At 62.4% G+C, this 26,795-nt stretch carries 24 protein-coding genes, 1 tRNA gene and 1 pseudogene; 4 read left to right on the top strand and 22 right to left on the bottom strand.

What is annotated here, in order from left to right; genetic code table 11:
• Positions 1-142 precede the first annotated feature (142 nt).
• The 10 genes from AC0L2U_RS11745 to rsfS form a co-directional block, all read right to left on the bottom strand.
• Positions 143-1,399, bottom strand: a complete 1,257-nt coding sequence (locus AC0L2U_RS11745; protein WP_127397566.1) for a D-amino acid dehydrogenase — start codon at positions 1,397-1,399, stop codon at positions 143-145.
• A gap of 121 nt (positions 1,400-1,520) precedes the next feature.
• Positions 1,521-2,063, bottom strand: coding sequence for a GreA/GreB family elongation factor (locus AC0L2U_RS11740; RefSeq protein WP_245469536.1), 543 nt, complete (start codon positions 2,061-2,063; stop codon positions 1,521-1,523).
• A 14-nt stretch (positions 2,064-2,077) separates the two neighbouring features.
• Positions 2,078-2,500 carry a nucleoside diphosphate kinase regulator gene (rnk, locus tag AC0L2U_RS11735; RefSeq protein WP_473601946.1) on the bottom strand — a complete coding sequence of 141 codons (423 nt, stop codon included), beginning with the start codon at positions 2,498-2,500 and terminating at the stop codon, positions 2,078-2,080.
• Positions 2,501-2,773: 273 nt separating this feature from the next.
• On the bottom strand, positions 2,774-3,913 hold the full coding sequence (alr, locus tag AC0L2U_RS11730; protein ID WP_127267090.1) for an alanine racemase: 1,140 nt from the start codon (positions 3,911-3,913) through the stop codon (positions 2,774-2,776).
• Between the two features lie 76 nt (positions 3,914-3,989).
• Positions 3,990-4,511, bottom strand: a complete 522-nt coding sequence (locus AC0L2U_RS11725) for an RNA pyrophosphohydrolase (RefSeq protein ID WP_473601945.1) — start codon at positions 4,509-4,511, stop codon at positions 3,990-3,992.
• 30 nt (positions 4,512-4,541) lie between these two features.
• Entirely contained in the window at positions 4,542-5,711 is a 1,170-nt protein-coding gene (locus tag AC0L2U_RS11720) for a divergent polysaccharide deacetylase family protein (RefSeq protein WP_292681686.1), read from the bottom strand.
• Between the two features lie 212 nt (positions 5,712-5,923).
• A complete protein-coding gene (locus tag AC0L2U_RS11715) occupies positions 5,924-7,255 on the bottom strand; it encodes a S41 family peptidase (protein ID WP_292636152.1) in 1,332 nt (443 codons plus the stop codon).
• The gene (locus tag AC0L2U_RS11710; protein WP_473601944.1) at positions 7,256-8,593 is read right to left on the bottom strand and encodes a murein hydrolase activator EnvC family protein; all 1,338 of its coding nucleotides are present in this window, start codon (positions 8,591-8,593) and stop codon (positions 7,256-7,258) included.
• A 124-nt stretch (positions 8,594-8,717) separates the two neighbouring features.
• The gene (rlmH, locus tag AC0L2U_RS11705; RefSeq protein WP_127267094.1) at positions 8,718-9,200 is read right to left on the bottom strand and encodes a 23S rRNA (pseudouridine(1915)-N(3))-methyltransferase RlmH; all 483 of its coding nucleotides are present in this window, start codon (positions 9,198-9,200) and stop codon (positions 8,718-8,720) included.
• A gap of 27 nt (positions 9,201-9,227) precedes the next feature.
• Complete coding sequence (gene rsfS, locus AC0L2U_RS11700; protein WP_013529073.1) at positions 9,228-9,605, bottom strand: ribosome silencing factor; 378 nt, start codon at positions 9,603-9,605, stop codon at positions 9,228-9,230.
• 242 nt (positions 9,606-9,847) lie between these two features.
• On the opposite strand from rsfS, the gene AC0L2U_RS11695 reads away from it, so the two are divergent.
• Positions 9,848-10,699: a mechanosensitive ion channel family protein gene (locus AC0L2U_RS11695; RefSeq protein ID WP_473601943.1), complete on the top strand. Its 852-nt coding sequence runs from the start codon at positions 9,848-9,850 to the stop codon at positions 10,697-10,699.
• Between the two features lie 9 nt (positions 10,700-10,708).
• Here the strand turns inward: AC0L2U_RS11695 and AC0L2U_RS11690 are convergent, their stop codons facing one another.
• The 5 genes from AC0L2U_RS11690 to obgE all read right to left on the bottom strand — a co-directional run bounded on the left by AC0L2U_RS11690 (position 10,709) and on the right by obgE (position 16,222).
• A complete protein-coding gene (locus tag AC0L2U_RS11690) occupies positions 10,709-11,992 on the bottom strand; it encodes an MFS transporter (protein ID WP_128288069.1) in 1,284 nt (427 codons plus the stop codon).
• Between the two features lie 68 nt (positions 11,993-12,060).
• Positions 12,061-12,648: a nicotinate-nucleotide adenylyltransferase gene (locus AC0L2U_RS11685; RefSeq protein ID WP_128288084.1), complete on the bottom strand. Its 588-nt coding sequence runs from the start codon at positions 12,646-12,648 to the stop codon at positions 12,061-12,063.
• Positions 12,649-12,720: 72 nt separating this feature from the next.
• Positions 12,721-14,007 carry a glutamate-5-semialdehyde dehydrogenase gene (locus tag AC0L2U_RS11680; RefSeq protein ID WP_128363439.1) on the bottom strand — a complete coding sequence of 429 codons (1,287 nt, stop codon included), beginning with the start codon at positions 14,005-14,007 and terminating at the stop codon, positions 12,721-12,723.
• A 3-nt stretch (positions 14,008-14,010) separates the two neighbouring features.
• Positions 14,011-15,186 (bottom strand): glutamate 5-kinase, encoded by a 1,176-nt coding sequence (gene proB / locus AC0L2U_RS11675; RefSeq protein WP_128288071.1) that lies wholly within the window; start codon positions 15,184-15,186, stop codon positions 14,011-14,013.
• A 4-nt stretch (positions 15,187-15,190) separates the two neighbouring features.
• Complete coding sequence (gene obgE / locus AC0L2U_RS11670; protein ID WP_127266818.1) at positions 15,191-16,222, bottom strand: GTPase ObgE; 1,032 nt, start codon at positions 16,220-16,222, stop codon at positions 15,191-15,193.
• Between the two features lie 134 nt (positions 16,223-16,356).
• Here obgE and AC0L2U_RS11665 point away from each other — a divergent pair, with 134 nt between their 5' ends.
• Entirely contained in the window at positions 16,357-17,301 is a 945-nt protein-coding gene (locus AC0L2U_RS11665; RefSeq protein ID WP_473601942.1) for an endonuclease/exonuclease/phosphatase family protein, read from the top strand.
• 102 nt (positions 17,302-17,403) lie between these two features.
• Here AC0L2U_RS11665 and AC0L2U_RS11660 read toward each other — a convergent pair whose 3' ends face one another.
• The 3 genes from AC0L2U_RS11660 to AC0L2U_RS11650 form a co-directional block, all read right to left on the bottom strand.
• Positions 17,404-17,991: a GNAT family N-acetyltransferase gene (locus AC0L2U_RS11660; protein WP_164873766.1), complete on the bottom strand. Its 588-nt coding sequence runs from the start codon at positions 17,989-17,991 to the stop codon at positions 17,404-17,406.
• Between the two features lie 120 nt (positions 17,992-18,111).
• The gene (gene rpmA, locus AC0L2U_RS11655; protein ID WP_013529063.1) at positions 18,112-18,381 is read right to left on the bottom strand and encodes a 50S ribosomal protein L27; all 270 of its coding nucleotides are present in this window, start codon (positions 18,379-18,381) and stop codon (positions 18,112-18,114) included.
• A gap of 97 nt (positions 18,382-18,478) precedes the next feature.
• Positions 18,479-19,159, bottom strand: a complete 681-nt coding sequence (locus AC0L2U_RS11650) for a 50S ribosomal protein L21 (RefSeq protein WP_128288073.1) — start codon at positions 19,157-19,159, stop codon at positions 18,479-18,481.
• A gap of 404 nt (positions 19,160-19,563) precedes the next feature.
• Between AC0L2U_RS11650 and AC0L2U_RS11645 the strand changes: the two genes are divergently transcribed.
• Positions 19,564-19,653 (top strand) — tRNA-Ser (locus AC0L2U_RS11645).
• A gap of 100 nt (positions 19,654-19,753) precedes the next feature.
• On the opposite strand, the gene AC0L2U_RS11640 is transcribed toward AC0L2U_RS11645, so the two are convergent.
• Positions 19,754-20,413 carry a hypothetical protein gene (locus tag AC0L2U_RS11640; protein ID WP_473601941.1) on the bottom strand — a complete coding sequence of 220 codons (660 nt, stop codon included), beginning with the start codon at positions 20,411-20,413 and terminating at the stop codon, positions 19,754-19,756.
• Between the two features lie 385 nt (positions 20,414-20,798).
• On the opposite strand from AC0L2U_RS11640, the gene AC0L2U_RS11635 reads away from it, so the two are divergent.
• Positions 20,799-22,745, top strand: a complete 1,947-nt coding sequence (locus tag AC0L2U_RS11635) for a TIR domain-containing protein (RefSeq protein WP_473601940.1) — start codon at positions 20,799-20,801, stop codon at positions 22,743-22,745.
• A 227-nt stretch (positions 22,746-22,972) separates the two neighbouring features.
• Here the strand turns inward: AC0L2U_RS11635 and AC0L2U_RS11630 are convergent.
• From AC0L2U_RS11630 to AC0L2U_RS11620, 3 genes and pseudogenes are all read right to left on the bottom strand, one after another.
• Positions 22,973-23,182, bottom strand: a pseudogene (locus AC0L2U_RS11630) (HRDC domain-containing protein); the annotation flags it as partial.
• A gap of 755 nt (positions 23,183-23,937) precedes the next feature.
• On the bottom strand, positions 23,938-25,782 hold the full coding sequence (gene recQ / locus AC0L2U_RS11625; protein ID WP_292337284.1) for a DNA helicase RecQ: 1,845 nt from the start codon (positions 25,780-25,782) through the stop codon (positions 23,938-23,940).
• Positions 25,782-26,720: a sulfotransferase family protein gene (locus AC0L2U_RS11620; RefSeq protein WP_292337262.1), complete on the bottom strand. Its 939-nt coding sequence runs from the start codon at positions 26,718-26,720 to the stop codon at positions 25,782-25,784. Before AC0L2U_RS11620 ends, recQ begins: the two co-directional genes overlap by 1 nt.
• Between the last annotated feature and the right edge of the window lie 75 nt (positions 26,721-26,795).

Here is a 26,795-nt window from a genome sequence, read left to right as displayed (position 1 = left end):
CTCTCTCAGTGAAGTCTGCACCCATTCGCGTATCATCGCACCACTCAGGATCGGGCGCCAGACTACTCAGCCGTAGGAGATGGCTAGAAGCGCCTCATAAGTGGAGGATAGCGCGCTCTCGCCATTCTGACCAACACATGACTTACCGAAAATAACGCTCCTGCGCGAGGTCGCGGACGTCGATGTCAGGCACCCGGCTGGAGATAATGTCGGCCAGAACCTTGCCCGAGCCGCAAGCCATGGTCCAGCCGAGCGTGCCGTGGCCGGTGTTGAGATAGAGGTTGGAGAGCTCGGTGCGGCCGATCAGCGGCGGACCATCCGGCGTCATCGGCCGCAGCCCACACCAGAACGTCGCATCCCGCATGGCGCCGGCGCCCGGAAAGAGATCGCCAACCGAGTGTTCCAGCGTGCGCCGCCGCGATTCGTGCAGCCTGAGGTCGAAGCCGGAAATCTCGGCCGTACCGCCAACCCGGATGCGGTCGCCGAGCCGGGTGATCGCCACCTTGTAGGTCTCGTCCATCACCGTCGACACCGGCGCCGCCGCGGCGTCCTTGATCGGCACGGTGATCGAATAGCCCTTGACCGGATAGACCGGGATCGGCCGCTTCACCCGGCGCATGAAACCTGCCGAATAACTGCCCAGCGCCATCACATAGGCATCGGCGGTCTTCCAGCCCTTGCTGGTGCTGAGATTGGCAATGCGGTTGCGGCTGCGGATGACGCGCCAGATCGTCACGTCGTATTCGAACTTGACGCCGCGGGCCACACAGAGTTCGGCCAGCCTGTCGGTGAACATCTTGCAGTCGCCGGTCTCGTCGTGCGGCAGCCTGAGGCCACCGACGAACTTTTCGCGCACCCCGGCAAGGCCAGGCTCAGCCGCGATGCAACCGTCCTGGTCGAGGATCTCGTAAGGCACGCCATACTTCTTCAGCACCTCGACATCGCCTGATGTGCCGTCGAGCTGCTTTTGCGTACGGAACAATTGCAGCGTGCCCTGGGTGCGCTCGTCATAGGCGATGCCGGTCGCTTCGCGCAGCGCCTTCAGCGTGTCGCGGCTGTATTCGGCGAGCGGAACCATGCGCGCCTTGTTGATCGCATAGCGCTCGGCCGTGCAGTTGCGCAGCATCTTGATCAGCCATGTCCACATATGCGGATCGAAGGCCGGCCGCACCACCAGCGGGCCATGCTTCATCAGCAGCCATTTGATCGCCTTCAGCGGAATGCCGGGGCCGGCCCAGGGCGAGGCGTAGCCGGGTGATATCTCGCCGGCATTGGCGAAGCTGGTTTCCAGCGCCGGGCCTTTCTGGCGATCGAGAACCGTCACCTCGTGACCGGCCTCGGCAAGAAAGTACGCCGTGGTCACTCCGATGACGCCGCCGCCCAGCACCATGATCTTCATCGTTCACTCCTTGCCGCGCCGCACGCCCTTGAGGACGCCTGGACGCGGCCGTATTTCCGATTTGCGCACGATCCCCAGCGAAAATCGATGCCGACTTTCGGGATCGTGCAGTGTTGCCTGTTCACGCCGCCGTGGGACCGGGGTCGTCATCCCCTGTCTGCCGCATTCCGGCCCTTTCGCCAAGGGGCCGCCAATCGGCTGCGGCGCTGTAGACGAGGGTGAGCCCATGCGGCCGTCGCGCCTCGTCTCGGGATTTCTCCCTGACGGCACGCCGCGCGGCCTCCGGCTGGTAGAGCACGGTCGCGATCAGGACCGACTCCCGCCTGCCGTCGGCCTGTTCGATCCATGCAGTCTGACCCTCGGCCATGCCGAGCATGCAAAGCCCCCGCCTTGTCATGATCGACAGGCTGGAGCCGACCGGACCGCGCACCTCATTCTGCACCAGAGTTCGGGTCTCGGCAGGGCCGGCATCGACACGAAACACCAGCCTGCTGTTCAGCGTCACGATATCGGATCCGACCGAATCGATCGCGACGACCTCGGCTTTGGAAAGCTTCTCTTCAAGCATTGGAACAATCGGATCCGCGAAAGCCCGCCAACGCTCCAGCATGATCTCGAGGACGGCGAAGTCCTTCGTCGTCAGCCGGAAATTCGCGCCTGTCATCGCCGTCTCCATGCTCAGGACCCTTCCCGCCCGCAGGCCGGCGCATCGACCGCTTCGATGGTCGCCGACAGTTCCCGGCCGCCACGGCTGCTCCAGCACACTGTCTGCCCGATCGACGCGCCGATAAGCGCCGTCCCCATCGGCGTCAGCACCGAGATCCTGTTTTCACTGATGTCTGCTTCGCCGGGATAGACCAGCGTGATGCGCTGGGTGTGGCCGCCATCGTTGCGGATTGTCACCGTCGAACCCATCCGCACCACGTTGGCCGGCATGGAAGCCGCTGCCGTCACGAAGGCACGGTCCATCTCCGAAAGCAGTTCTTCGGCCGTCTCGGGCACGCGGTCGAGCAACGCCCGCGCCAGGCCCGTCAGCCGGTGGTGGTCGGCATCGCTGACCAGAAGCCGGCTCGGTGGACGCAATCCTGTTGCATGTTGCATGGCAAACCTCATGACTTGGCGCATCCAACAGACGCGCGCCTGCCGCCGCACAAACGGTGGCTTGATGAAAGCCGGCAGCCGCGAAGCTGTCTGGCTCGGGAATGATGATGTCAGGTAGAAATGCCCCGGTTCGGACGGACGCCAAAAGGCGGCCGCGCCGGGGCTACGATCCCGCGATCGGGCAGACCCGGAACAAGGTTCTGATATAAGCGAGGTTGCTCATGCCCGGAGCCTTGCCGACAGGCGTCCGCTTGTCAAGCGCGGCCAAACCGCTCAACCGCCGACATAGCGCCGATGGAAGCGCGGGCCGAGGCTGGTCAGGATCTCGTAGCCGATGGTGCCGGCATGGCCGGCGGCGTCATCGACGCTTTGCGAGGGACCGAGCAGTTCGACGAGATCACCCTCGCGCAGCCTGCCGACCGGCAGGGCGGAAATGTCGAGAATGATCGAATCCATCGACACCCGCCCGAGGAAAGGCAGCCGCACGCCCTCGAACCAGGCGGCGGACGCGGCGCGGCGTTGCCAGCCATCCGCGTAGCCGAACGAAATCGTCGCCAGCCTGAGCGGGCCTTGCGCATGATAGGTGTGGCCATAGCCGACGCCGGCGCCTTTTTCGACGCTGCGCGTCTGTGCCACCTTTGCCTGCAGCCGCACCACCGGCAGCATCGGATTGGACTTTGCCGGCGTCGGATTGATGCCGTAGAGCGCGGCACCGGGGCGGGCGAGATCGTAGTGAAAGCGCTCCCCAAGAAAGATGCCGGAGGAATTGGTCAGCGATGCCGGCGCCTCCGGCAGCATCTTGCGCAGCCGCTCGAACGCCAGCCGCTGCTTCTCATTGGCCGGATGCTCCGGCTCGTCGGCGCAGGCCAGATGGCTCATCACGTAACGGATGTCGATGCCGTCGAAGGCCTGCGGGTCGGCGGCGATGCGATCCACATCCCGAGGCGCCATGCCGAGCCGCGACATGCCGCTGTCGACCTGGATCGCGGCCTGCAGTTTTCGGCCGGCGCGGCGAGCCGTCACACGCCAAGCCGCCAGTTGCTCGGGGCTGTTGATAACAGCGCAAAGGTTTGCTGCCACGGCGTCCGGCTCGGCACCGGGCGGAATGCCGTTCAACACGAAAATGGCAGGGCCCGGCCCAAGCGAGTGGCGCAGGGCGACGCCTTCGCCCAGAAGCGCAACGAAGAAGATATCGCAGCCGTCGCGCAGCAGCGCCGCCGCGACCTGGCCGGCGCCCACGCCGTAGCCGTCCGCCTTGAGCACCCCAGCGCAGGCAACATCGCCCAACCGCGCCTTCAGCCGCCGGTAGTTTTCACGGATTGCACCGAGATCGATGGTGAGGATGGCCCCAGCCGCCACTTCGCTTGTGGCGGTGACCTCTTCTGGGGGCGACTTTTGGGGGGCGTCGTTCATGGCGACCCTTCGCGTGGTAGTGGAGACATCAATAGGACCGCCGGGCCGGCGCGGCAACCGCGGTTGTTGTATAGCGCTATTGCACCAGATGCCGGAACGCCGCCACCACGTCCTCATAGACATGGCGCTTGAACGGCACGATCAGGTCGGGAAGGTCCCGCATAGGCCGCCATGCCCATTTGTCGAACTCTGCGGTGTGGCCACCCGGCGGCGGGTTGATCTGGATCTCGCTGACATCGCCGTGGAAGCGAAAGGCGAACCATTTCTGCGTCTGGCCGCGATACCGGCCCTTGAAGGCGATGCCGACGAGATGGTCCGGCAAATCATAGTTGATCCAGTCCGGCGCCTCGGCCAGCAGCGAGACGCCTCGCATGCCGGTCTCCTCATAGAGCTCGCGCTCGGCCGCCTGCAATGGCTCCTCGCCCTCGTCGATGCCGCCCTGCGGCATCTGCCAGAGCTGCGTCGTGCCGGCAAATTCGCTGTCCGGTTCGGCAATCCGGTGGCCGACCCAGACAAGGCCCTCGGCATTGAGGATCATCAGCCCGACACATGGACGGTAAGGCAGCGTTTCGCGGTCGATCTTGTTGGTCTTTGGCATCAGTCAGTCTTTCCAGCCGTCTTACGATGGCTAGCCTTTTTGCGGATCTATAGCCACCGCTGAAATCGGCACGATCTCTATGCCGCGCTTCTTGGCCTCGACCACCCAGGACGACACGGTATCGACCGTCAAGTCGAAGGCCGAACCGATGCCGACGGCAGTGCCTTTGGCCCGCGCGGTCGCCTCCAGGCTGTCTAGCTTCTTCAGGATTTCGCCGCGATCCTGCACGGCATCGATCGCCATGTCGCCGGCGACGAAGGGCACGCCATCCTTCAGCGCCAGGTCCGGCGCCAGGCTGCGCGCCGACGAGCCGTCATCGATATAGGCGAGGCCGCGTTTGCCGAGCTCGGCGATGAACGGCTCCATCGCCGCGGCATCGGCGGAAAAGCGGGCGCCCATATAGTTCATGACGCCGGTATAATTGGTCGTCCGCGACAGCGCCCAGTGCAGGCTCTTCAGGTTCTCATCCGCGCTCGCCGCCACCGTCAGCGTGTTGCGGCCCGGATTTACCTTCGGATAATCGAACGGTTCGAGCGGCACCTGCATGACGATCTCGTGGCCACTCTGCCTGGCTGCCTGCATCCACCGGCCGATGCTGTTGCCTTGCGGCGCGAAAGCCAGCGTCACCTCCGCCGGCAGCTTGGCGATGGCCGCCTGGGTGCCGGTCTGCGAAACCGAAAGCCCGCCGATGACGATCGCCACCCGTGCGCCGCGCCCGCCCGACCAGGGCCGCGCATAGACGTCGAACGGCCGCCTGCCATCCGTGGCGCGCACCGGCAACGGCCCGGTCTCGCTGGCCTCGATCAGCGCCCTGTCTGGAATATGCGCGACCTTCAGGTTCTGGCCGATAGTCGACGGATCGCGAATGACGATCGCTGCCTTGGGCGGCCCATCGCCCTCCTCCGTCTGCACATGGATGATCTGCGGCCCGCCTGATTTGACCGGCGCCTCCGGCTTCGGGGTCGATGCGGGCGGCGCAGGGGCAGGCTCGGCCGCCGCGGTCACTTTCGGCGTTGAAACGGCAACCTCTTGCGGCTTTCTAAACGGCTTTTCCCTGAGCGCGATCGCGCCGGAGACGCCGGCCACCGCCAGCACGGCCACTGTCGCCATGATCGCACTGCCGCTGATCTTGCCGGCGGCGCGCGGCGACCGGACTGCCTGTCCGAGCGGGCGTTCGATGTCCTTGCCGATATCAGCCAAGCCTAATCCCCGGGCACATGGCTCCGAAGACGAAGCCGCTTCGAAAAGACATGCGCGAATTCATCAGTCCCGGCGCACCCCGCGCCATGTCTCGGGAGCTTTGCCTCGCCCCCCGAATCAAACTGCCGGAACCTCTCGGTCCCGGCAGCATCGCATTGCTTCCATCTGGCTCAAACAGAAAGATGGGGCGGCGCGTGCGCCGCTCCAGATCCTTACTGGTTGAGAACCGCCTTTTGCGGATTGGGCGGGAAGGACGGATTGGTCTTCTGGCCACGCAGCAGCTGCTCGGCATAGATGAGCTGCAGATCGTCTTTCGGATCCGGCGGCACATAGGCGGCCGAGCCCGAACCCGTCGTGCTCTCGTCGGCGCCCTTGATGTGGCCCTTGAGATCGGATTCGCCACGTGTCAGATCCCTGCCCTGCAGTTCCGGCGGCAGCGGCTGTTCGACCTTGATGTCGGGCGTGATGCCCTTGCCCTGGATCGACTTGCCGGACGGCGTGTAATAGAGCGCCGTCGTCAGCCTGAGCGCACCATTCTCGCCGAGCGGAATGATGGTCTGCACCGAACCCTTGCCGAAGGACTGCGTGCCGACCACCGTGACACGGCGCAGGTCCTGCAGCGCGCCGGCGACGATTTCCGACGCACTGGCCGAACCGCCATTGACCAGGACGATCATCGGCTTGCCGTTGATGTCGTCGACCTGCTTGGGCTTGGCGTCGAAGCGGGTGACGTCTTTGGGGTCGCGGCCGCGTGTCGAGACGATCTCGCCGCGGTTGAGGAAGGCATCGGACACGCTCACCGCCTGGTCGAGCAGGCCACCTGGATTGAGGCGGAGATCCAGAACGTAGCCCTTCAGCTTGTCGTCGGGAATCTGCTTCTTGATGGTGTCGATGGCGTTCTCGAGGTCGTCATAGGTCTTTTCGGTGAAGGAGGTGATCTTCATGTAGCCGATGTCGTTCTCGACCCGGAACTTGACCGCCTTGACCTTGATGATGTCGCGCACGACCGTCAGTTCGATCGGCTTGTCGGCGCCCTGGCGCAGGATGGTCAGCTTGATCGGCGTGTTGACCAGGCCGCGCATCTTGTCGACCGCATCGTTGAGGGTCAGGCCGCGAACCTCTTCGCCGTCGATCTTGGCGATGTAGTCGCCGGCCAGCACGCCTGCCTTGGCGGCCGGCGTGTCGTCGATCGGCGTGATCACCTTGACCAGATCGTTCTCCATGGTGACCTCGATGCCCAGGCCGCCGAACTCGCCCTTGGTCTGGACGCGCATATCCTGCGCCTGCTCGGCATTCATGTAGGAGGAGTGCGGGTCAAGCGAGGCCAGCATGCCGTTGATGGCATTCTCGACCAGCGACTTGTCGTCGGGCGGTGTCACATACTGTGCCCGCACCCGCTCGAAGATATCGCCGAAGATCGCCAGTTGCTTGTAGGTCTCCGACCCTGCAGCGTTCGCCGCCGAGCCGGGCGCGCCATAGACCAGGCTCATGGCGGACGCGCCCATCAGCGCACCGGCAAACAGAAGCGACAGTTTCCGCATTATTCACGTCCTTCCAGAAAAACGGTCCGCCCACCATGGGGCCGGATCGACGGGTTTTCCATCCTTGCGGAACTCGACATAGAGTTCCGGCGTGGCATTTCCATTCTTCGAAACCGAGGTGCTCGCCACCCGGGCCTCTCCCATCGCACCGATCGGCTCTCCTGCAAGCACTGATTGACCGGTCGCGACGCTGATTCTGCTCATCCCCGCCAAAACGACATGATAGCCGTCGCCTGCGTTCAGGATCAAGAGTTGACCATAAGAGCGAAACGGCCCCGCATAAAGCACATTTCCATCCGCCGGCGCGGTAACGATGGCTCCCGATTGTGTCGCAACCATGTCGCCAAGCATCACCGCGCCGTTACCGTCATCGGCGCCGAATCGCCGCTTGATACGCCCGGTCACCGGCAGCGCGATCTGTCCCTGAAGGGCCGAAAAGGGCACCGCGGCGGCAAGTTGGTTGCTTTCCGGAACGGGCAGCGACGCCAGTTCCGCCGGCGCCGATGTGTTGTCGCCGCTTGCCGTCTTCTGCTCGGCGGCCTTGGCAGCATCGGCAGCCTTGCGGCTCTTTTCGGCCTGCGCTTCGAGCGACGCGATCAACTCCTTCAGGCTGCCGGCCTTGGCCGCCAGCGCTTCGGATCGCTGCTTTTCGGCGGCCATTTGCGTCTGCGTGTCGGCTTCGAGCTTCTGCTTGGCCTCCAGCAGCATGCCGAGCCGCTTCTTTTCCGCCGTCTGGTCGCCGACCGCCGCCGTCAGCCGCGCCCGTTCGGCCTCGATCGACGCCGTGATCCTGGTCTGTTCCTTGAGATCGGCAAGCAGGCTATCGGTCTGCTGGCGCAGTTCCGGCACCACCGCGCCGAGCAGGATGGCGCTGCGCACCGACGACAGCGCGTCCTCGGGCTTGACTAGGATCGCCGGCGGCGGGTTGAGGCCCATGCGCTGCAGCGCGCCCAGCACTTCGGCCAGAACGTCGCGCCGCGCGATCAGCGAGGCGCGGATCTTCTGTTCCTGGCCCTTCAGTCCTTCCAGCCGGGCGCCGATGTCCTCGATGTCCTGGCCGAGCTTCTGCTCGGTCATCGCCGACTGGATCAATGCGGCGGTGATCGAGGCGTGATCCTTCTTGATCGTCGCGATATCGGCGGAGAGTTTGGCCAATCGTTCCGACGACAGCGTGATCTCCTTCGAGACCCGTTCATATTCGGCCCGGCTCTGATCCGGATCGGGAGCCATGTCGAGCGTGTTTTCCGCCCGCCCCGCATGCAGCGACAGCACAAGCACCGCCACCGCGATGCCGCAGCGCGCGCGCCAGGAGCCCGTTCTTGATTTTCTGTCTTCAGACATTGAAGCCCGACTCTATGCGTGGCTTCGTTAACGAACAATCAACCATGTTCGAAACCGCCCACTCGATGCAATCTTGCCTCGGCATTGGGGCGGAAATCCGGGTGTACTGCACCAATTCACCGGTTCACGAGCGATGATAGGGATGTCCCGAAAGGATGGTGGCCGCCCGATAAAGCTGCTCTCCCAGCATCACGCGCACCAGCTGATGCGGCCATGTCAACAATCCGAACGACATCACCAGTTCGGCCTGGTCGCGCAGCGACTGATCGTGACCGTCGGCGCCGCCGATGGCGATGACCAGCGCCTTGCGGCCACCGTCACGCAACAGGCCGAGGCGCCCGGCGAAATCTTCCGAGGAAAAGCTTTTGCCGCGTTCGTCCAGCAGGATCAAAGCGGTGCCGGGCTGCAACTGCGTCTGCAGTTTCTGGCCTTCCTCACGCCGGCGCTCGTTGGCGGTCTGGCTGCGCCCCTCGGCAATCTCGGCAATGCCGCCAAATTCAAGCCCCACGGCCGGGCCGCTCTTGGCGAAGCGCTCGAAATAGCGGTCGGCAAGCAGCTTTTCGGGGCCGGCTTTCATCCGGCCCACGGCATGAACTGATATCTTCATCCTCGCCTTGTAAGCCGCGCGAACGACTTAGTGGAGCGTTTCTTCCTCGAGGTCCGGCGCCTGCCACATCTTTTCGAGATTGTAGAATTCGCGGACTTCGGGGCGGAAGACATGGACGATGATGTCGCCAGAATCGATCAGGACCCAGTCGGCGCCGGACAGCCCCTCAACGCGCGCGGTGCCGAGACCGGCATCCTTGATCGCTTTGAGAAGATGATCGGCGACAGCCGCGACATGACGGTGCGATCGGCCCGAAGCGACGACCATGTAGTCGCCGAGGCTCGATTTCCCCTGGATGTCGATGGAGACAATGTTTTCGGCCTTGGAGTCTTCCAGACTGGCAAGGACTGTCTTGATGGCGCGGGACACGGCGTCGTCTACGCTGATCCTGGCCGGCGAAGGCATGATATCGGCCTTCTTCCGCAGTGCTGTTCTCAGTGTATTTCCTTTCGCAGCAAGAACAACCAAATCACCCCTTGAAGCAGGTGACACCCCTTAGATAGGCAGAGTTCCCTGACAGTTTCAAGACGGGACCCTGCCTCGGACGAACGTATTGTCGCTCTTGTGGTTCCGCTGCACGCCGGAAAAGATCGGAACCCTCACCGCCCGCATGGGTTATCGGCTCACCGACCAACCGGATTCCCCCCATGCCGATCGACCCGCAAAACGCCTTTCTCAGCGTCCAGGCTGGCCTCGCCCAACTGAGCACGCTGACTGTTTCGTACTCCTTCTCGGCCATCGGTGCCGTCATCCTCTTGATTGTCGGCTACATCGTCGCCGGTCTTGCCGAACGTTCGATCTTCGCCGGTCTCGGCCATATCCATGGTTTCGATGCGACGTTGCGGCATTTCTTCTCCAAGATCGTCCGCTACGCCATCCTGATCCTCGTCACCATCATGGTGCTCGGCCAGTTCGGCGTGCAGACGGCCTCGATCATTGCCGCGATCGGTGCCATTGGCCTCGCCATCGGTCTGGCGTTGCAGGGCACGCTGCAGAACATCGCCGCCGGCATCATGCTTCTGGCGCTGCGGCCGTTCCGCATCGGCGAATCCGTCGAGGTTGGTTCGATCGCCGGCACGATCGAGGAAATCGGTCTGTTCGCGACCAAGCTCAGGACCGCCGACGGCGTCTACATCCTGGCGCCCAACTCGACGTTGTGGAACCAGCCGGTGCGCAACTTCTCGCGCAACGGCGTACGCCGCAGCGACATCACACTCTCCATCGGCTCCTGGAACGACATCGACAGGGCGCAGAAAACCTTGCTTGCCACTGCCGCGGCCGAACGGCGAGTGAAACGTGAGCCGGCGCCGATCGCTTTCGTCTCGACATTGGGTGACAGCACTGTTTCGATTGCCTTGCGCTATTGGACATCGTCGGCGGACTTCTTCGCCACCCAGACTGATCTCACCAAGCGCGCCAAACAGGAATTCGATAGCGAAGGCATATCGATCCCGCTGCCGCCGCCGGAAGCGCCCCAACCCGAAGCCCGCCGGCAATAGTCGGTTGGCTCAGTGCCGGCCCTCATCGTCCGGTGAGAAGGCAAGTTCGACCGGCAAAGGCGCCTGCGCCGTCATCGGTGCGAAACTGCCGGTTTCACCGACCGGGACCGCACCCGTCGTGAACACGCGCAGAAGCACGAACAGGCAGAAGGCTGCGGCGATGAGAACAGCCACATAGATGAAAGCCTGCGTGCCGAAGACGGCCGAAAGCGCCGTCACGATGCCGGGCACGACGAAACCCGACAACGACCAGGCAAACAAAAGCGAACTGGACAGCGCCACCATGTCATCCTTGCCGGCGCGGTCGGCGGCATGTGCGCTGGCCAGCGAATAGATCGATTCCGAGGCGCCGTCCCACACGATGTAGATCACAACCAACGCGGCCAACGCGCCGCCATCGAACCCGAGCGCAAACAGGCCGGCAACCATGGCGAGCGCGGATGCGGCGATCAGCACATAGCGGCGGTCGGTTCGGTCGGAAATCCAGCCAAGCGGGATCTGCAGGATCAGAGTGCCGAGAGGCATCGCCGAAAGCAGCAGCGCCACATCGGCCTGGCTGTAGCCCTTGGCCGTGGCGTGGATCGGCGCGAAGCCCGCAATCGACATCGACAGGCCGCCAACCGCAAGCATCCCGGCGACGCCGACCGGTGAAACCCGCCAGGCACGGCGCAGCGCCACCGAGGCCGCCTGCGGTGCCGGCGGCTGGGCAAGTCGGGTCATCCCGACGGGAAGGATCGATAGCGCCGTGAAGGCGATGCCGATCAGCGGCGCATCCGCTGTCCTGATATCGACCAGCGCCAGCGTCGCGTAGCCGACGCCGAGCCCGGCGACATAGGCAACGTAGAAGAAAGCCATGACCCGGCCACGGATGGCGTTGGCAACGGCGTCGTTGAGCCAGCTCTGCGCGACGATGAACAGGCCGCAGATGGCAAAGCCGTAGAGCGCGCGGGCGGCAATCCACAGCAGCGGATGGACCCCGGCGCCGACAGCGGCGTTGGCCAGTGCGATCAGTGCCGACAACACCATGAAGGCACGGGCATGGCCGACCCTTCGCACCAGCGGTCCGGTCAGGATGCAGCCCGCCAGCCCGCCGGCCGAAAGTCCGGTGATGATCAGCCCGGCCCAAGTCGGATCGAAACCCTCGGCGCCGAGCCGAACCGGGATATAGGCAAACATCAGCCCGTTGCCGACGGCTATCAGTGCCATCGACACGATGACGCTGGCAATCGCGATCAGCGGTGTGGGCTCGGCGCCCTGCTCGGCTTCGCTACGGGTTTTCCTGGGAATCGACATGCCTGCTCAGGATTGCCCATGAAACGGGCAAAGGGAGCGATAAAAGCGACATGGGCGGGCGGTCGGGCTCACCCCTTCGCCAGCTTGCGGATCGCACTTGATGACAGCGACGAGCGCGGGCCGTGGATGAAGGTCCAGGCCGGTGCTTTCATGCGGGCAAGCCGCGGTGCATCGCCCTCGTCGATGCGGGCATAGTCGAAGGTCTTGGCGACGACGGAGGACAGGAACGACAGCGTCGCGCCCGGACGGTCGATGACGGCGATCGGGAAGGTCATGACGATCTCGCGCCAGCGCTGCCAGCGGTGGAAATCGCGCAAACTATCCGCCCCCATGATCCAGACGTAGTCGACGCCGGGATTGCGCGCCTTGACCAGCGCCAGCGTGTCGGCGGTGTAGCGGACGTGATGGGCGGTTTCGAAGGCGGTGACCTTGATCTTCGGGTTCTTGGCGATCTGCTCCGACAGCTGCAGCCGTTCGCCGAGCGGCGCCAGTTCCCTGGTGTTCTTCAGCGGATTGCCCGGCGTGACCATCCACCACAATTGGTCGAGCGCCAGGCGTCTGAGCGCGATCTCGGCGACCAGCGCATGGCCGGCATGCGGCGGATTGAACGAGCCGCCGAACAGGCCGACGGCGAGGCCTTTCTCGGCATGCGGCATCTTCAGGTAACGGGAGGGTACCGCCGGTTCGGAAGATGCCAGCATTGCCTCAGGCTCTGACAACGAAAAGATTCAAGGCCTCACCTGTCCCGACCCGCGCACGCGGTATTTGAACGAGGTCAGTTGCTCGACGCCGACGGGTCCGCGCGCATGCATCTTGCCGGTGGCTATGCCGATCTCAGCGCCCATGCCGAACTCACCGCCATCGGCGAACTGCGTCGATGCGTTGTGCAGCAGGATCGCCGAATCGATCTCGTTGAAGAATCTTTCGACGGCTTGCGCGTCCTCGGCGACGATCGCCTCGGTGTGATGCGAGGAAAACGTCTCGATATGCTCGATGGCACCGGCAACGCCGTCGACCAGCTTCACCGCGATGATGGCGTCGAGATATTCGGTCACCCAGTCGGCATCGATCGCCGGCTTGGCATCGAAAAACACTTTCAGCACGTCGGCATCGGCATGGATTTCGCAACCGGCGGCGCGCAGTGCGTCGAGGATCGGCACCAGATGGGTGGAGGCGACCGCCTGGTCGACCAGCAGCGTCTCGGCGGCACCGCAGACGCCGGTGCGCCGCATCTTGGCGTTGACGGCTATCCGCACCGCCATGTCGAGATCGGCCGAGCGGTCGATGTAGAGATGGCAGATGCCTTCGAGATGCGCGAAAACCGGCACCCGCGCCTCGCTCTGCACCCGCCCAACGAGGCTTTTGCCACCACGCGGAATGATGACATCCAGCGTACCGCCGAGGCCCTTCAGCATCTCGCCGACGGCGGCGCGATCGGTGGTCGGCACCAGTTGGATGGCGTCGTCCGGCAGGCCGGCTTCCTTCAGCCCTTCGACCAGGCAGGCATGGATGGCGGCCGACGAATTGAGCGAATCCGAGCCGCCGCGCAGGATCACCGGATTGCCGGCTTTCAGGCACAGCGCGCCGGCATCGGCGGTGACGTTCGGGCGGCTCTCATAGATGACGCCGACGACGCCGAGCGGCGTGCGCACACGCTCGATATGCAGGTCGTTCGGCCTGTCCCATTGCGCCATCACATCGCCGACCGGATCGCGCAGCGCGGCGATTTCCCGGATGCCGTCGGCCATGGCGCGAATACGCGCCGGATCGAGCTTCAGCCGATCCATGAAGGAGGCGGAAAGCCCGGATTCCTGGCCGTTCGAGACATCGATGGCGTTGGCGTCGAGAATGTCCTGCTCACGAGCGACGATCGCCTCTGCCATGGCGAGGAGTGCGGCGTTCTTGGCGGCGGTCGTGGCAATGGCCAGCGGTCGGGCGGCAGCGCGGGCACGACGGCCGATATCGGCCATCGTTGCTACGGTGTCATCCCCGGATTTTTCATGCAGTTTCAGCATGGCTCATCCTCCGCTGGTTACCTGGTCACTGGCCAGTACTTGGTCGCCGGCCCGTACTTGGTCACCCGAATGGCTTACCACAAGGTCGTCGCGGTGGATCATCGCCGAACGCGCCTCGTAGCCGAGCACGGTTTCGATCTCGGTCGTCTTCAGGCCCGCGATCCTTACGGCATCGGCCGCATCGTAGGCAACCAGCCCGCGCGCGATCTCGCGGCCCTCGGGCGACAGGATAGCCACCGTGTCGCCGCGCGAGAAATTGCCGCTGACCAGCTTGACGCCGGCCGGCAGCAACGACTTTCCCGACAGCAGCGCACCGATGGCGCCGGCATCGACCGTAAGCCGGCCGGCCGGTTCGAGCTGGCCGGCGATCCAGGTCTTGTAGCCCTTGACCGGGTTGCTGCTCGGCCGAAAGAAAGTAGCGCGCTCGCCGCGTTCGATCGCCATCAGCGGCGACAACCGCGTGCCCGACGTGATGATCATCGCGGTGCCGGCGGCGGTGGCGATCTTGCCGGCATCGAGCTTCGTGCGCATGCCGCCGCGCGACAGCTCGGAAGCAGCCGCCCCCGCCATCGCCTCGATATCGGGCGTGATGCGGTCGACCACCGGAATGAATTTAGCTTGGGGGTCACGCGCCGGCGGCGCCGTATAGAGGCCATCGATGTCGGAGAGCAGTACCAGGAGGTCGGCGCCCATCATGGTGGCGACGCGAGCCGCCAGCCGGTCATTGTCGCCATAGCGGATTTCGGACGTCGCCACCGTGTCGTTTTCGTTGATGACCGGCACCGCCTTCATCTTGAGCAGCGTCGAGATCGTTGCCCGTGCGTTGAGATAGCGGCGGCGCTCCTCGGTGTCGCCGAGCGTCAGCAGGATCTGGCCCGATTTCAGGCTGCCCTTGCCGAGCGCATCCGACCACGCGCCGGCCAATGCGATCTGCCCGACGGCTGCCGCGGCCTGGCTCTCTTCGAGCTTCAAGGCGCGCTTGCCGAGACCAAGGATCGTGCGGCCAAGCGCAATGGCGCCGGACGAGACGACGAGGATTTCAGCGCCGCCCTTGGCCAGCCCGGCAATGTCGTCGGCGAGCGAGGCCAGCCAGTCGCGATTCAGCCCCGTCGTGCGGTCGACGAGCAGCGCCGAGCCGATCTTGACGGTGATGCGCCGATATTTTCCCAGCGACTGCATCGTCCTACTTTTCCCAGCGCGTCTCGACTGGCGCAGCGATCTGCGCACGCGCCTCGGCCACCACCGACATCAACGCCCGCAGCACCGCCTCGACGCCTTCGCCGGTGACGGCCGACAACAGCATCGGTGCGCGGCCGGCGGCACGCTTCAGCGAGGCGACTTTTTTCTTGCGCGCATCGGCGTCGAGCGTGTCGACCTGGGACAGTGCCACGATCTCGACCTTGTCGGTCAGGCCGTTGCCATAGGCCTCGAGCTCCGCGCGCACGGTCTTGTAGGCTTTGCCCGGATTTTCCTCCTGCGCCGAAACCAGATGCAACAGCACACGCGTGCGCTCGACATGGCCAAGGAAGCGGTCGCCGATGCCGACACCCTCATGCGCGCCTTCGATGAGGCCCGGAATATCGGCGATGACGAATTCGCGCGCATCGATGCGGGCAACGCCGAGGCCGGGATGCAGCGTCGTGAACGGATAGTCGGCGATCTTCGGCTTGGCCGCGGTGACCGCCGCCAGGAATGTCGACTTGCCGGCATTCGGCAGCCCGACCAGTCCGGCATCGGCGATCAGCTTCAGCCGCAGCCAGATGTTGAGCTCCTGCCCCGGCAGGCCGGGGTTGGCGCGGCGCGGCGCCTGGTTGGTCGATGTCTTGAAATGCTGGTTGCCAAAACCGCCATTTCCGCCCTTGGCCAGCAGAAAGCGCTGGCCGACCACGGTCAGATCGCAGATCAGCGTCTCGTTGTCTTCTTCGAACACTTGCGTTCCCGCCGGCACTTTCAGCGTGACATCGGCGCCCTTGGCGCCGGTCATGTTGCGGCCCATGCCGTGGACGCCGGTCTTGGCCTTGAAATGCTGCTGGTAGCGGTAGTCTATTAGCGTGTTCAGCCCGTCGACCGCCTCCAGCCAGACATCGCCGCCACGGCCGCCATCACCGCCATCCGGCCCGCCGAACTCGATGAACTTTTCGCGCCGGAACGACACGGAACCGGCGCCACCGTCACCGGAGCGGATGTAGACCTTGGCTTGATCGAGAAATTTCATGGGATTGTACAGTTTCTACTAGTGGCCTTGCGGCATTGCTCTAAACCTTGGCCCTTGCTCTAAACCAAGGCGCGGCGAAGGGCGAGGCCGTTTTGTGACAATGGCCGCGCGGGATCGGCCGGAGAGATGCCGGAATGAAGCTTGTAACCTACAATATCCAGTACGGCGTCGGCCTCGACGGGCAGTACGATGTCGGACGCATCGCTGATGCCGTGCGCGGCGCCGATGTGATCGCTCTGCAGGAAGTGACCCGCAACAATCCCAGGAACGGCGGCCGCGACATGGTCGCCGAGATCGGCGAGGCGCTGCCCGACTACTTCGCCGTCTATGGCAGCAATTTCGAGGCCAATATCGGTTCGCACATCGACAATGGCCGCGCCATCACGAAAACCTTCCAGCTCGGCAACATGGTGCTGTCGAAAACGCCTATTCATCTGTCGCGCAACCTGCTTTTGCCGCGCAGCCGCAGCTTCGAGATGATGAACTTCCAGCGTGGCGCGCTGGAAGCGCTGATCGAGACGCCGCTTGGTTTCATCCGCTTCTATTCCATCCATCTCGATCACCGCAGCCCCGTCGAACGCGCCAGCCAGATCCAGTTCCTGCGCCAACGCATGCTGAACTACGCGCTCGAAGGCGGCGCGCTGTCCGGCGTCGCCGAGATCGGCCTGCCGGAATTGCCGCATCCCGAAGCCTTTGTGGGCATGGGCGATTTCAACATGTTGGCCGGCTCACCCGAATATATCGAACTCGCCGGCCGGCCGGATCATGAATTCGGCATGCCGCTGACCGCCGACTTCGCCGTCGATGCCGCCTTGCGCTTGAACGCCACCGGCGACGATCTCATCAGCTGGGTCGACCCGAAACAACCCACCGATCCCAGCCGCCACAAGCGCATCGACTACATCTTCACCAGCGCGTCGCTCGCCAAATCCCTGCAGCGCCTGTGGGTCGACCGAAAGGCCGTCGGCTCGGACCACCTGCCGGTCTGGGTCGAACTGGCTGATCCAAGTTTGCCTCCCATTGGTTTCGCGCCGTACCCGATGTGTGTCGAGATTCAGGTCAGGCCGAGCCGAGAATAGTGGCTTCCGAGAACCGGAGCGGAGCGTACTTTTCGTACGCGAGCACCGGAAGCGCAGGAAGCCGCCATTCGCAGGCCGGCCTCACCTGAATATCGGCACACATCAAAAGTGGACCCAGTTCCGCAGGCTCGTCCAGGTCTTGCGATCGAGCCGGTAGCGCTCGACCGGCACCTGGCCGGCGACAATCGAATTCAGCATGCCCTGGCCGGCATACTGGAACCCGCACTTGTGGATGACGCGGCGCGAGGCGGGATTGATGACCCGCGTCGAGGCATGCAGAACCTGGATCGACGTCCTCTGGAAGGCGAGATCGACCAGCGCGTGCGCCGCCTCGGTCGCATAGCCCTTCTTCCAGTGCGGCTCGCCGATCCAGTAACCGAGTTCCAGCCCGCGATCGGTGGTGTTGAGACCGGCGCAGCCGACGAAGGTGTCGGTGCCGGCCAACGTCAGGGCATAAGCGATGCCGGCCCGGCGCGACTTGGTCATGGCCAGGAAAGAGCGCGCCTCGGGCTCGCCATAGGGGTGCGGCATGCGGGCCAGCATTTCGGCGACATGGCGGTTGTCGGCAAGTTCGACCAGTTGCGCGATATCGCCTTCGTGAGGCGCCCGCATCACCAGTCGCTCGGTGACCAGCACCGGACAATCTATCGCGTAACTTTCGTCTTCTGAGTCTTCCGCTTCGGCAACCATTTGAAAGTCCTCCAGGCACAAGAAAAAGGGGAGATGGAAACCCATCTCCCCTGATCCTTTTCCTGGCTTTGCCAGACACCGGTTCCCGAGATGGGCGCCGGTGTTCTAGTGCGGAACCGGCTACTCCGCGGCTTTGGCAATCGGGTTGACCGATACGTAGGTTCGGCCGTTGGCTTTTTTGTTGAACGTCACGGCGCCGGTCTCGAGCGCAAAAAGCGTATGGTCCGTGCCCATGCCGACATTGACGCCGGGATGCCACGTGGTGCCGCGTTGACGAATGATGATGTTGCCCGGGATGACGGCTTCGCCGCCGAACTTCTTCACGCCCAGACGCTTGGAATGCGAGTCGCGACCGTTGCGCGACGAGCCGCCAGCTTTCTTGTGTGCCATCTAACTAACTCCGTTGCGCCGCAAGGCGCCTAAAAGGCCTTATGAACGCGTTCGCGTTCCGTTTCAAGTCCGATCCGGCGACCAGGTCGCCAGAAAATTACTTCGCAGCCAATTCCTTGGCCTGCTCGCGCCAGTCCTTGATCTGGTCGGAGCTGAAGGACATGTGCTCGTCGATCTTGGCGACATCCTTGTCGGTCAGCTTGGCGAGCTGCGCGAAGGTGATGATGCCCTGCTCGTTGAGATCCTTGGCTGCGACCGGGCCGATGCCCTTGATCACGGTCAGATCGTCCGGCTCACCCTTCGGCGCCTTGAACAGCGGCGCTGCCGCGGTCTCGGCTGCCTTTGTCTCGGCTGCCTTGGCCTTGGGCTCCTTCTTCGGCGCGGCTTCCGCCTGCACCTCGGTGGCGGCCTCGGCCTTCACCTTCTTCGGCGCCTTGACCGATGCCGTCTTCGTCGGCTTGGCGCCACCCAGCAGGATCTCGGAGATCCGCACGGTGGTCAAAAGCTGACGATGGCCGATCTTGCGGCGCGAATTCTGCCGGCGGCGCTTCTTGAAGGCGATGACGGTGCGGTTCTTGCCCTGTTCGACGACTTCGGCGGTGACCACCGCGCCGTCGACGAACGGCGCGCCGAACGTGACATTCTCGCCCTCGCCATGCGCCAGCACATGGCCGATCTCGACCATATCGCCGACATTGGCTTCGACTTTTTCGATCTTCAGGAGATCGTTGGCGGCAACGCGATACTGCTTGCCACCCGTTTTAATGACTGCGAACATTTTTTGCCTTTCGCTGTTCGGTCGGCCTTGATGAACCGCATCTGGCGGTTCGGCCGTCTTTTTGTCAGTCTGCGGGTTCAAAAAACAAGCGGCGCGGAAGAACCCTCCACGCCGATTGCGCGCTGTCCCTAACCGAAGGTTGGGGGCGAGTCAAGGCAAACAGCTGTTGTCGGGACTGTTGTTGGGAGCCGAAGGACCGAGCGTGTCAGCACGACTGCACGGCGTCACCGTCGTCGAGGCAAGGATGCGTGACTGGTCACCAACCTACCCAGGCCTCGCCGCAGCTGAACCGTCGCGAATCCGCTGCTTGCCCGGCAAGCCAAATAACTGACGGATTGGCCTTGTAACCTGCCCGTTCAGCCGTTATCTAGTGCGCCGCGCCGGCAACGGCCGACCATGACCGCGGAGAGGTGGCAGAGTGGTCGAATGCACCGCACTCGAAATGCGGCATGGGTGCAAGCCCATCGGGGGTTCGAATCCCTCCCTCTCCGCCATATTTCCTTGCGTGTAACGGGTTAGAAAAACGGGCTTATTCAAGCGAGCTATTGACCCAGGTGCCCCACACCGGTGCTCCAATATTAGCAATTCGGCCCGCTATTTCGCGTCCCCTTCAGGTTTCTTGACGGCCCGGCTACGGTATTCCTCCCTTTGCTTTTGCCTATCCCTTTGCTCTCGGGCTCGGTCCTCGGATGAGTAAACGTCTGCCCTGAGCTTCCGCGATCCGCTTGCGACGTATTGCCAGTCCTCGCGAAGCTTCTTAACTTGCTCAGCTATCTGAATGAGCGGAGAGCGAGCCCCTAAGGTACCAAACCCCTCATAGTCGTCCAACGATTGTTCGTAACTGAGCGATAGGCGCCGCTTCTCAGCCGGACGATGTTTCCAGCTTGTCGTGATCTGGTAGGTCTTCTTGTTGTATAGGCTAAACTCTCCGACATAGCTGGATAGCGACTGGCCTGGCTTCAGCACGCTCACGCGCTTTAGTGGCCGTTCTCCTGACAGGTTACCTTTATATTTCTCCAGCTCGGGACTAAAGGTCACTTCAACGTCGTGCGCAGCAGCATTTCCTGTGTTGGTAACGATCAAGTCTAGGTGGTTAATAGCCCAATCATTCGGCTCGAGGGTTGCTACGACGTGCGCCTGAGCCGTCGCATTCGAAAGCCGCTTAGTTTCCCGCGCCAACACCCAAGTGAAGATGCCGAGGCCTATAGTTGCAATGGCGGTGACAACCATAGACGCGGTCTGCACATCTGCCATAGCTCGCAAGCCCGCCAACAAATAGGATAGAACGTCTCCAACCATACTGGCACCCCCCCAATTCTAGGCAGATAACATGAACGCAGAGGATGATCTACTGGCCGCGAAGATAGCTGGTCGGCACCTGTTCTAGTACCTGTTTCTCGGGCTGTAAGATCGAGGGTACTATCAACGCCCATGACTAGGGTGGCGGACAAGCTGTAGATCACCAGTGCATAAGCTGGCAAAACGCAGGCCCGGGTGGGGCAACTGAAACGGCCGCCGGTGCCCTCACGAGAGAACGTCTCAAATGTGTAACACCAGATTTCTTAATGCATGCCTTGAGGTGGAATCAAGTAATCAAGCGACAGCAATTGCGACTGACCCACTCCATTTGGACCGATAAATGAGCAAGCCAAAAATATTCATCGCTTCGTCACGAGAGAACATCGAAACTGCCCGGGCGATCCAAGACGCGTTCGACCACGACGCATTGGTAACGACCTGGGACCAAGACACGTTTGGGCCGTCCGAGTATCCTCTGGAATCCCTCGATAAGGAACTCGATAAGGCTGATTTCGGTGTGTTCGTTTTTTTCCCCGACGACGTGACGGTGATGAGAGGGGAACAGCTAAGCACGGTTCGTGACAACGTGATTTTTGAACTTGGGCTTTTCGTTTGGCGCCTAACTCGGCGACGAACCTTTATTCTGAAGCCTCGCGGAACTGACATTCATTTGCCGTCCGATCTCAGCGGAATCACGCCTGTTGAATACGACCATAAGCGTGAGGACGATAATCTATTGGCGGCGGTTGGACCTGCGGCGCGAAAAATCCGCAAGGCTATGAGAGAAATGGGAACACGGCTCAAGGCCGATACAGCTGGCCTCGTCGAAGCAGAAGACCGTGCAATACCGGCAAACGTCGAGCCAAGCACATCGTCGTACTTGATAGAGCCTGAGCCCTCTTGGTCGCGTTCGAGATTCGAACGAGCTCTTATGATGGCTGTCTTCAGCGACAGTAAGCTTGACGAGGAGGCCGTGGATTCTGCGTTCAGAAGAAGTCCAATGGCGAACTCTGACGAGTCAATTGCAATATGGGAAGCTTGGCAAATCTACGCTCATATGATCGCTGGTGAGCCAGGGGCAATCAATAACATTCAGGAAAAAGTTCACGCGTTTCCAAACAGCAGCAGGCTTCTGCAATTGCTCGGGCAAGCGCTTGCCCACTATGGCGATAAAGAGGCCGCCTCTCATACATTCATGAGTGCACTAACCAATGCCTCAAACATTGAAGCTGCTCAGTCATCTATTTCCAAATTGGTTGACATTCATCAAGACACTCCAGAACTGTTGGACCATGCCAAGCTGCGCGCCCAGTTGATCGCCTTTCCACACACCGCGCCAACGGATCAAAAGCAATTTAATGGTGCGATGAGAAGCTTGGCGGGGTACGCCGGGTTGAAGCACATAGCCCAGGCCATTGATGAGGTACGTGTCAAAAGCGCTCCCGATGACGGATCCTTGAGATTTAGCCTAGCCCATGGCTATAGCGAAAATGATCCAGAACTAAGTTTGCTGCACTATGAATGCATTCCAAACTCAGAGCGGTCAGGCATGGTTTGGAACAATCTTGGGGTGGCGTATTCAGCTTTGACTATGCGAGGGGCCGCAGTTGCAGCCTATCGGATTGCATCCGAAAAGGGCGAGACAATCGCGGACGGAAATCTAGCCCACAATCTCATTCACGCTGGCCTATTTGACGACGCCCGAAAGCAGGCGGAGTCTGCAATCAAAGTGCCAAACCATAACGAAAACGTTGTGACAGCGCTTAACACGCTTAGCGCAGCTATCGCCGAGGAGGAAAAGAAGGCCCAACAAGCAAGAGTCGCTGCGTCTCAAAAGCAAGCATTTTTCGAACGGCTTGGACGAGCAAGCTTGACCTCGGGCGAAAGAGGTATCGTTGGGAATTGGCAGACCCAAGATGGGACGATCAATTTCGAACTGGTGGGGGGTGACAGATATGTTGGAACGGGTGAATTCAAACGCGAAGTACCAAATAACAGTCTAATCGGCTTGTTCGCACCTCAACCTAATACGCGAATTGAAACAATCCTTGTGGAGGTTCATCTCCGCAGATTCGGAGACGCCTTCGAAGGCACAATAACACGCCGCTCTGAAGATGTTAGCGCATACAAAACGATCCTTGGCTCGTTTGGTCGAGACAACTCTGTGACCATTTATCTTGCCGATGACCACATCCTTCTTGGCCAAATCAATAGCTATGAAAAAGAAACAATAAGTTGGCGTAAGGTCGGAGAATCGCCCCTCCAGATTGAGGTGGCGTCGGCATAACGTGTCGATTTTGTTAATCAGCCCGAGAGGTTATTTTGAAGGTCGGGCGGGAGCTTCACGGCGCCCACGAACGCTCTCTTCGCCTTCTCTGGTTCCTGTCCATGTAGTAGTGCTGGCTTAAGTCCAGACTCTTCCCGCGCTAGCTCCCGGCCCAACCACCCACAAAAACGTTCCGCTCTTGCAAGCTGGCATCAGCCGCTTTGCGGATGGTCAGCGGTGGAACGACTTCAGGCCGAGCCATCGGATTGGTGCGCCGCGATTGCATCCAGAAAAACCTGGCCGAACTCCTTGAGCTTTGCCGCCCCAACCCCATTCACTTCGGCGAAGGCGTCGAGGTCGTGCGGGCGGCGCTCGGCCATGTCGATCAGCGTGCGATCCGAGAACACCACATAGGCCGGCACCTGGCGCTCCCTGGTGAGACGCAGGCACAGCGCCTTGCCGGTGCGTGCCGCCGCGGCACGTGGCCCAGTTGGCACGTATATTAGCAATCAACGATATATTAACGGCCATGATGCAACCTTTCAGTGTCGGGGACGGGAACCAAACCCCGATCGACGTTCCAGCGCCCCTCTGTGCCGGGACGTTCCGCCGATGCGGAGCAAAACGCATGAGAGTCGAAACAGCACTGGCACAGCTGCTGCGGATGATTCACCGTCGCGCCCTGAAATTAGCGACATTGCCAGACGATGAAAGAGATCCGCACTACGATCTCATCCGCCTGTCATGTTGCGGAGCCGCTGAGTTGATTGGGCAAAGTCCGGACAGGGCAGCTGTCACGGCAAACAGCATGGTTGAATTTACTCGCGCAATGGTCGGGATCATTGAGACAAGCCGCGGATTAGATGCAGGACGAAGCGACCAATGGGCGCCGAGCGACAGTTCTACAGTTTGGCAGCCTGGGCGATCGCAGTAGGCGTGGTCGCTGATCGCTTTATCGCACGTACCTGCCAACGGCTGGCTGATAGCTGAATAAAAGACCTCGCCGCTCCATTTGCGAAGCGGCGAGGGCCCCATCGCCCCATGCCGGATCCCATGGTCCCAACACCCGGCATTGCTGACATTGCAATTGTGATGCCAGCGGCAAATGACCCATTGTGGGGCAGGCCAACCGGCGCCTTGGCCTACGTCCCGTCCCAGAGCCTCACCAACGCGCGTTGTGGCGGCTGCGGCTGCGCAATTCCTTGGCCTGATTTCAGACCGTTCCACCCGACTGGTGCGCCGCAATAGCGCTCAGAAAAACCTCGCCGAACTCCTTGAGCTTCGCCGCCCCGACACCGTTCACTTCGGCGAAGGCGTCGAGGTCGTGCGGGCGGCGCTCGGCCATGTCGATCAGCGTGCGGTCGGAAAACACCACATAGGCCGGCACCTGGCGTTCCTTGGCGAGCCGCAGGCGCAAGGATTTGAGCGCGGCGAGCAATGACGCATCGATACCCTCGGCGTTCATGCCTGAACCCTCGGCCGCCCGCATCTTGCGCAAGGCGCGGCTGCGCACCTCGACACGGTAGTGGAACGGCATCTCGCCACGGCCCAGCGCATGGCCTTTTTCGGCGATGGCGAGGCCGCCATGACCGGCCGGATCCGGCATCAGGAACCCGCCTGCGACGAGCTGCCGGATCAGCGACAGCCAGAAATCCTTCTTGTGCGCCAGACCGCTGCCGAAACTCGTGAGCCTCTGGTGGTTCCTGGCCAGCACTTTTTCGGTTTCATGGCCGAGCAGGATGTCGATGACATGGCCGGCACCGAAGCGTTCGCCACTCTGCGCGATGGCTGCCAGGATGATCCGCGCCTCCGCTCCGCCATCGGCGCGCGGCGCCTGGTCGAGGCAAGTGTCGCAATTGCCGCAAGGCTGCGCTTCCTCGCCGAAATAGCCGAGCAGCACCTGGCGGCGGCACTGCGCCGTCTCGCAGTAGCCGATCAGCGTGTCGAGCCGGCCATGCGAGCGCCTCTTGTGCTCGGGCGGCGCATCCTCGTCGTCGATGAACATCCGGCGCATGCGGATATCGCCAAGGCCGAACAGCATATGTGCCTCGGCGTCCCGCCCATCGCGGCCGGCGCGGCCGATCTCCTGGTAGTAGGCCTCCAGGCTGCCCGGCATGTCGGTGTGGAAGACATAGGCGACGTCAGGCTTGTCGATGCCCATGCCGAAAGCGATGGTCGCCACCATGACGACACCGGACAAGGTCATGAAGCTGTTCTGGTTAGCGTCGCGCGCCTCCTTGCTCATGCCGGCATGATAGGCGAGCGCGGTGACGCCGTTCTTCTCGAGGAAGGCCGCCATCTCCTCCGTCTTCTTGCGCGACAGGCAGTAGACGATGCCGCTGCGGCCGGGATGGCGCTCGACGAAGCGCAGCAATTGCCGCTTGCTGTCCTGCTTGGCCTCGATGGCAAGCTTGATGTTCGGCCGGTCGAAGCCCAGCACCAGGGTCTCGACGCGCTCGGCAAACAGCCGGGATTCGATGTCGGTGCGCGTGCCTTCGTCCGCCGTTGCCGTCAGCGCGATGATCGGCACGTTGGGAAAGATGCCGCGCAGACGCGACAGGTCCTCGTATTCGCGCCGGAACGCCGGCCCCCATTGCGAGATGCAATGCGCCTCGTCGACGGCGATCAGGCTGACATCGAGCCTGGCCAGCGCCTCGAGCATCCGTTCGGTCATCAGCCGCTCCGGCGCGAGATAGAGCAGGCGCGTCTGGCCTGAGGCGACGCGACGCCATGCGGCGATATTGGCATCGCGGTCGATCGAGGAATTGATCGTATCGGCAGCCACGCCGGCAAGCCGCAAGGCGGCGACCTGATCCTGCATCAGCGCCACCAACGGCGAAACGACAATGGTGAGCCCGCCCAGGACAAGTGCCGGGACCTGGTAGCAGAGCGATTTGCCCGCCCCTGTCGGCATGACGGCCAGCACATGACGCCCGGCCAGCAGCGCATCCATGACATCGGCCTGGCCGGGGCGGAAATCATCGAAGCCGAACACGTCCTTCAGCACGCGCCGCTTGGGATCTCGCTCGTCTGTCGCGAGGGCCGCCGGTGCCTGCATCATCGCGCGTCCACGGTCGGCGTGCTCATTGGCATGTCATAGCCGAACTCGGCGCAGAAACGCCGGACGCCGACGAGAAATGCCGGGGGCAGACCGCCGAGATAGGTCCTGAATTCTTCATTCCGTTCCCATTTTCTCAACGAAGCCACCCGGATCGGATTGTCCGGATCCTCGCTGAAACGAATGCGCGGTGTCAGTCCGAACGACTGCGCGATTCTGTCCTGCTGCGCATTGGGCGCGCCGATCATGTCTTCGTAGCGGACAAAGAGTATCTGCCGGTGCGGTTGTGCCTTCTTCAGCCGGGTCAGCGCGTCGTATTCGGCCAGCCAGCGATGCGGCGTGACGTGGAACCGACGCTCGTTGCGTGTTTGCGGATGCGAACTTGTCAGCGTGTCGAAGGGATGGCGCACGCAATAGATCAAGCCGATGGAGGCAGGGAGCTTCGCCAGATGCGCAAAACCGCGCGCATCGCGCTTGACGACGAGGTTCGATTCCGGCCGGTCCAACATGTCCAGCATTGTGTATCGCGCTTCGGGTGGATGGACGAAAATGTCCTCGAAACACCTCATCAGCCGCTGTGTCAGCGTCGTCCCGCTGCGCGCGCAACCCGAAATGAAAATTCTGTTGGCGGGCGCCGCGCGTGCGTATGTGCGTTTTTGCATGCGCTGTTTCAGAGACAGCGGCACCAACCGCAGAAACTCCCGCACAACCCTTCGCGCAGCCGCTCCAAACGCAGCCTCAAGCCTGTGAGCGCCCTTCATCCGCAATTCCGCTGGGCCGCCCGACACGAAACGCGCCGCTTGGGGTCCATGGCCAAGATACTCGTCGCCGATATCAGCATCAGGCAGACACCGGACTGGAATTCCTGGATGGGAGAGGATGGGAAATCGGTCAAAACGACTCTCTGCATGGGCACCATGCCTTAGCGCAGCTGTCATCGTGCCACAACAGGAACAGGTCGCCCGCAGCTGCGCCTTCCCTAACGACACCTTTACCTCGCTGGATTCCTTTAC

It is taken from the genome of Mesorhizobium sp. WSM4808 (genome assembly GCF_055811675.1).
Note: the sequence above shows the minus strand (reverse complement) of the source record. Positions and strands in the feature narration are given on the sequence as shown.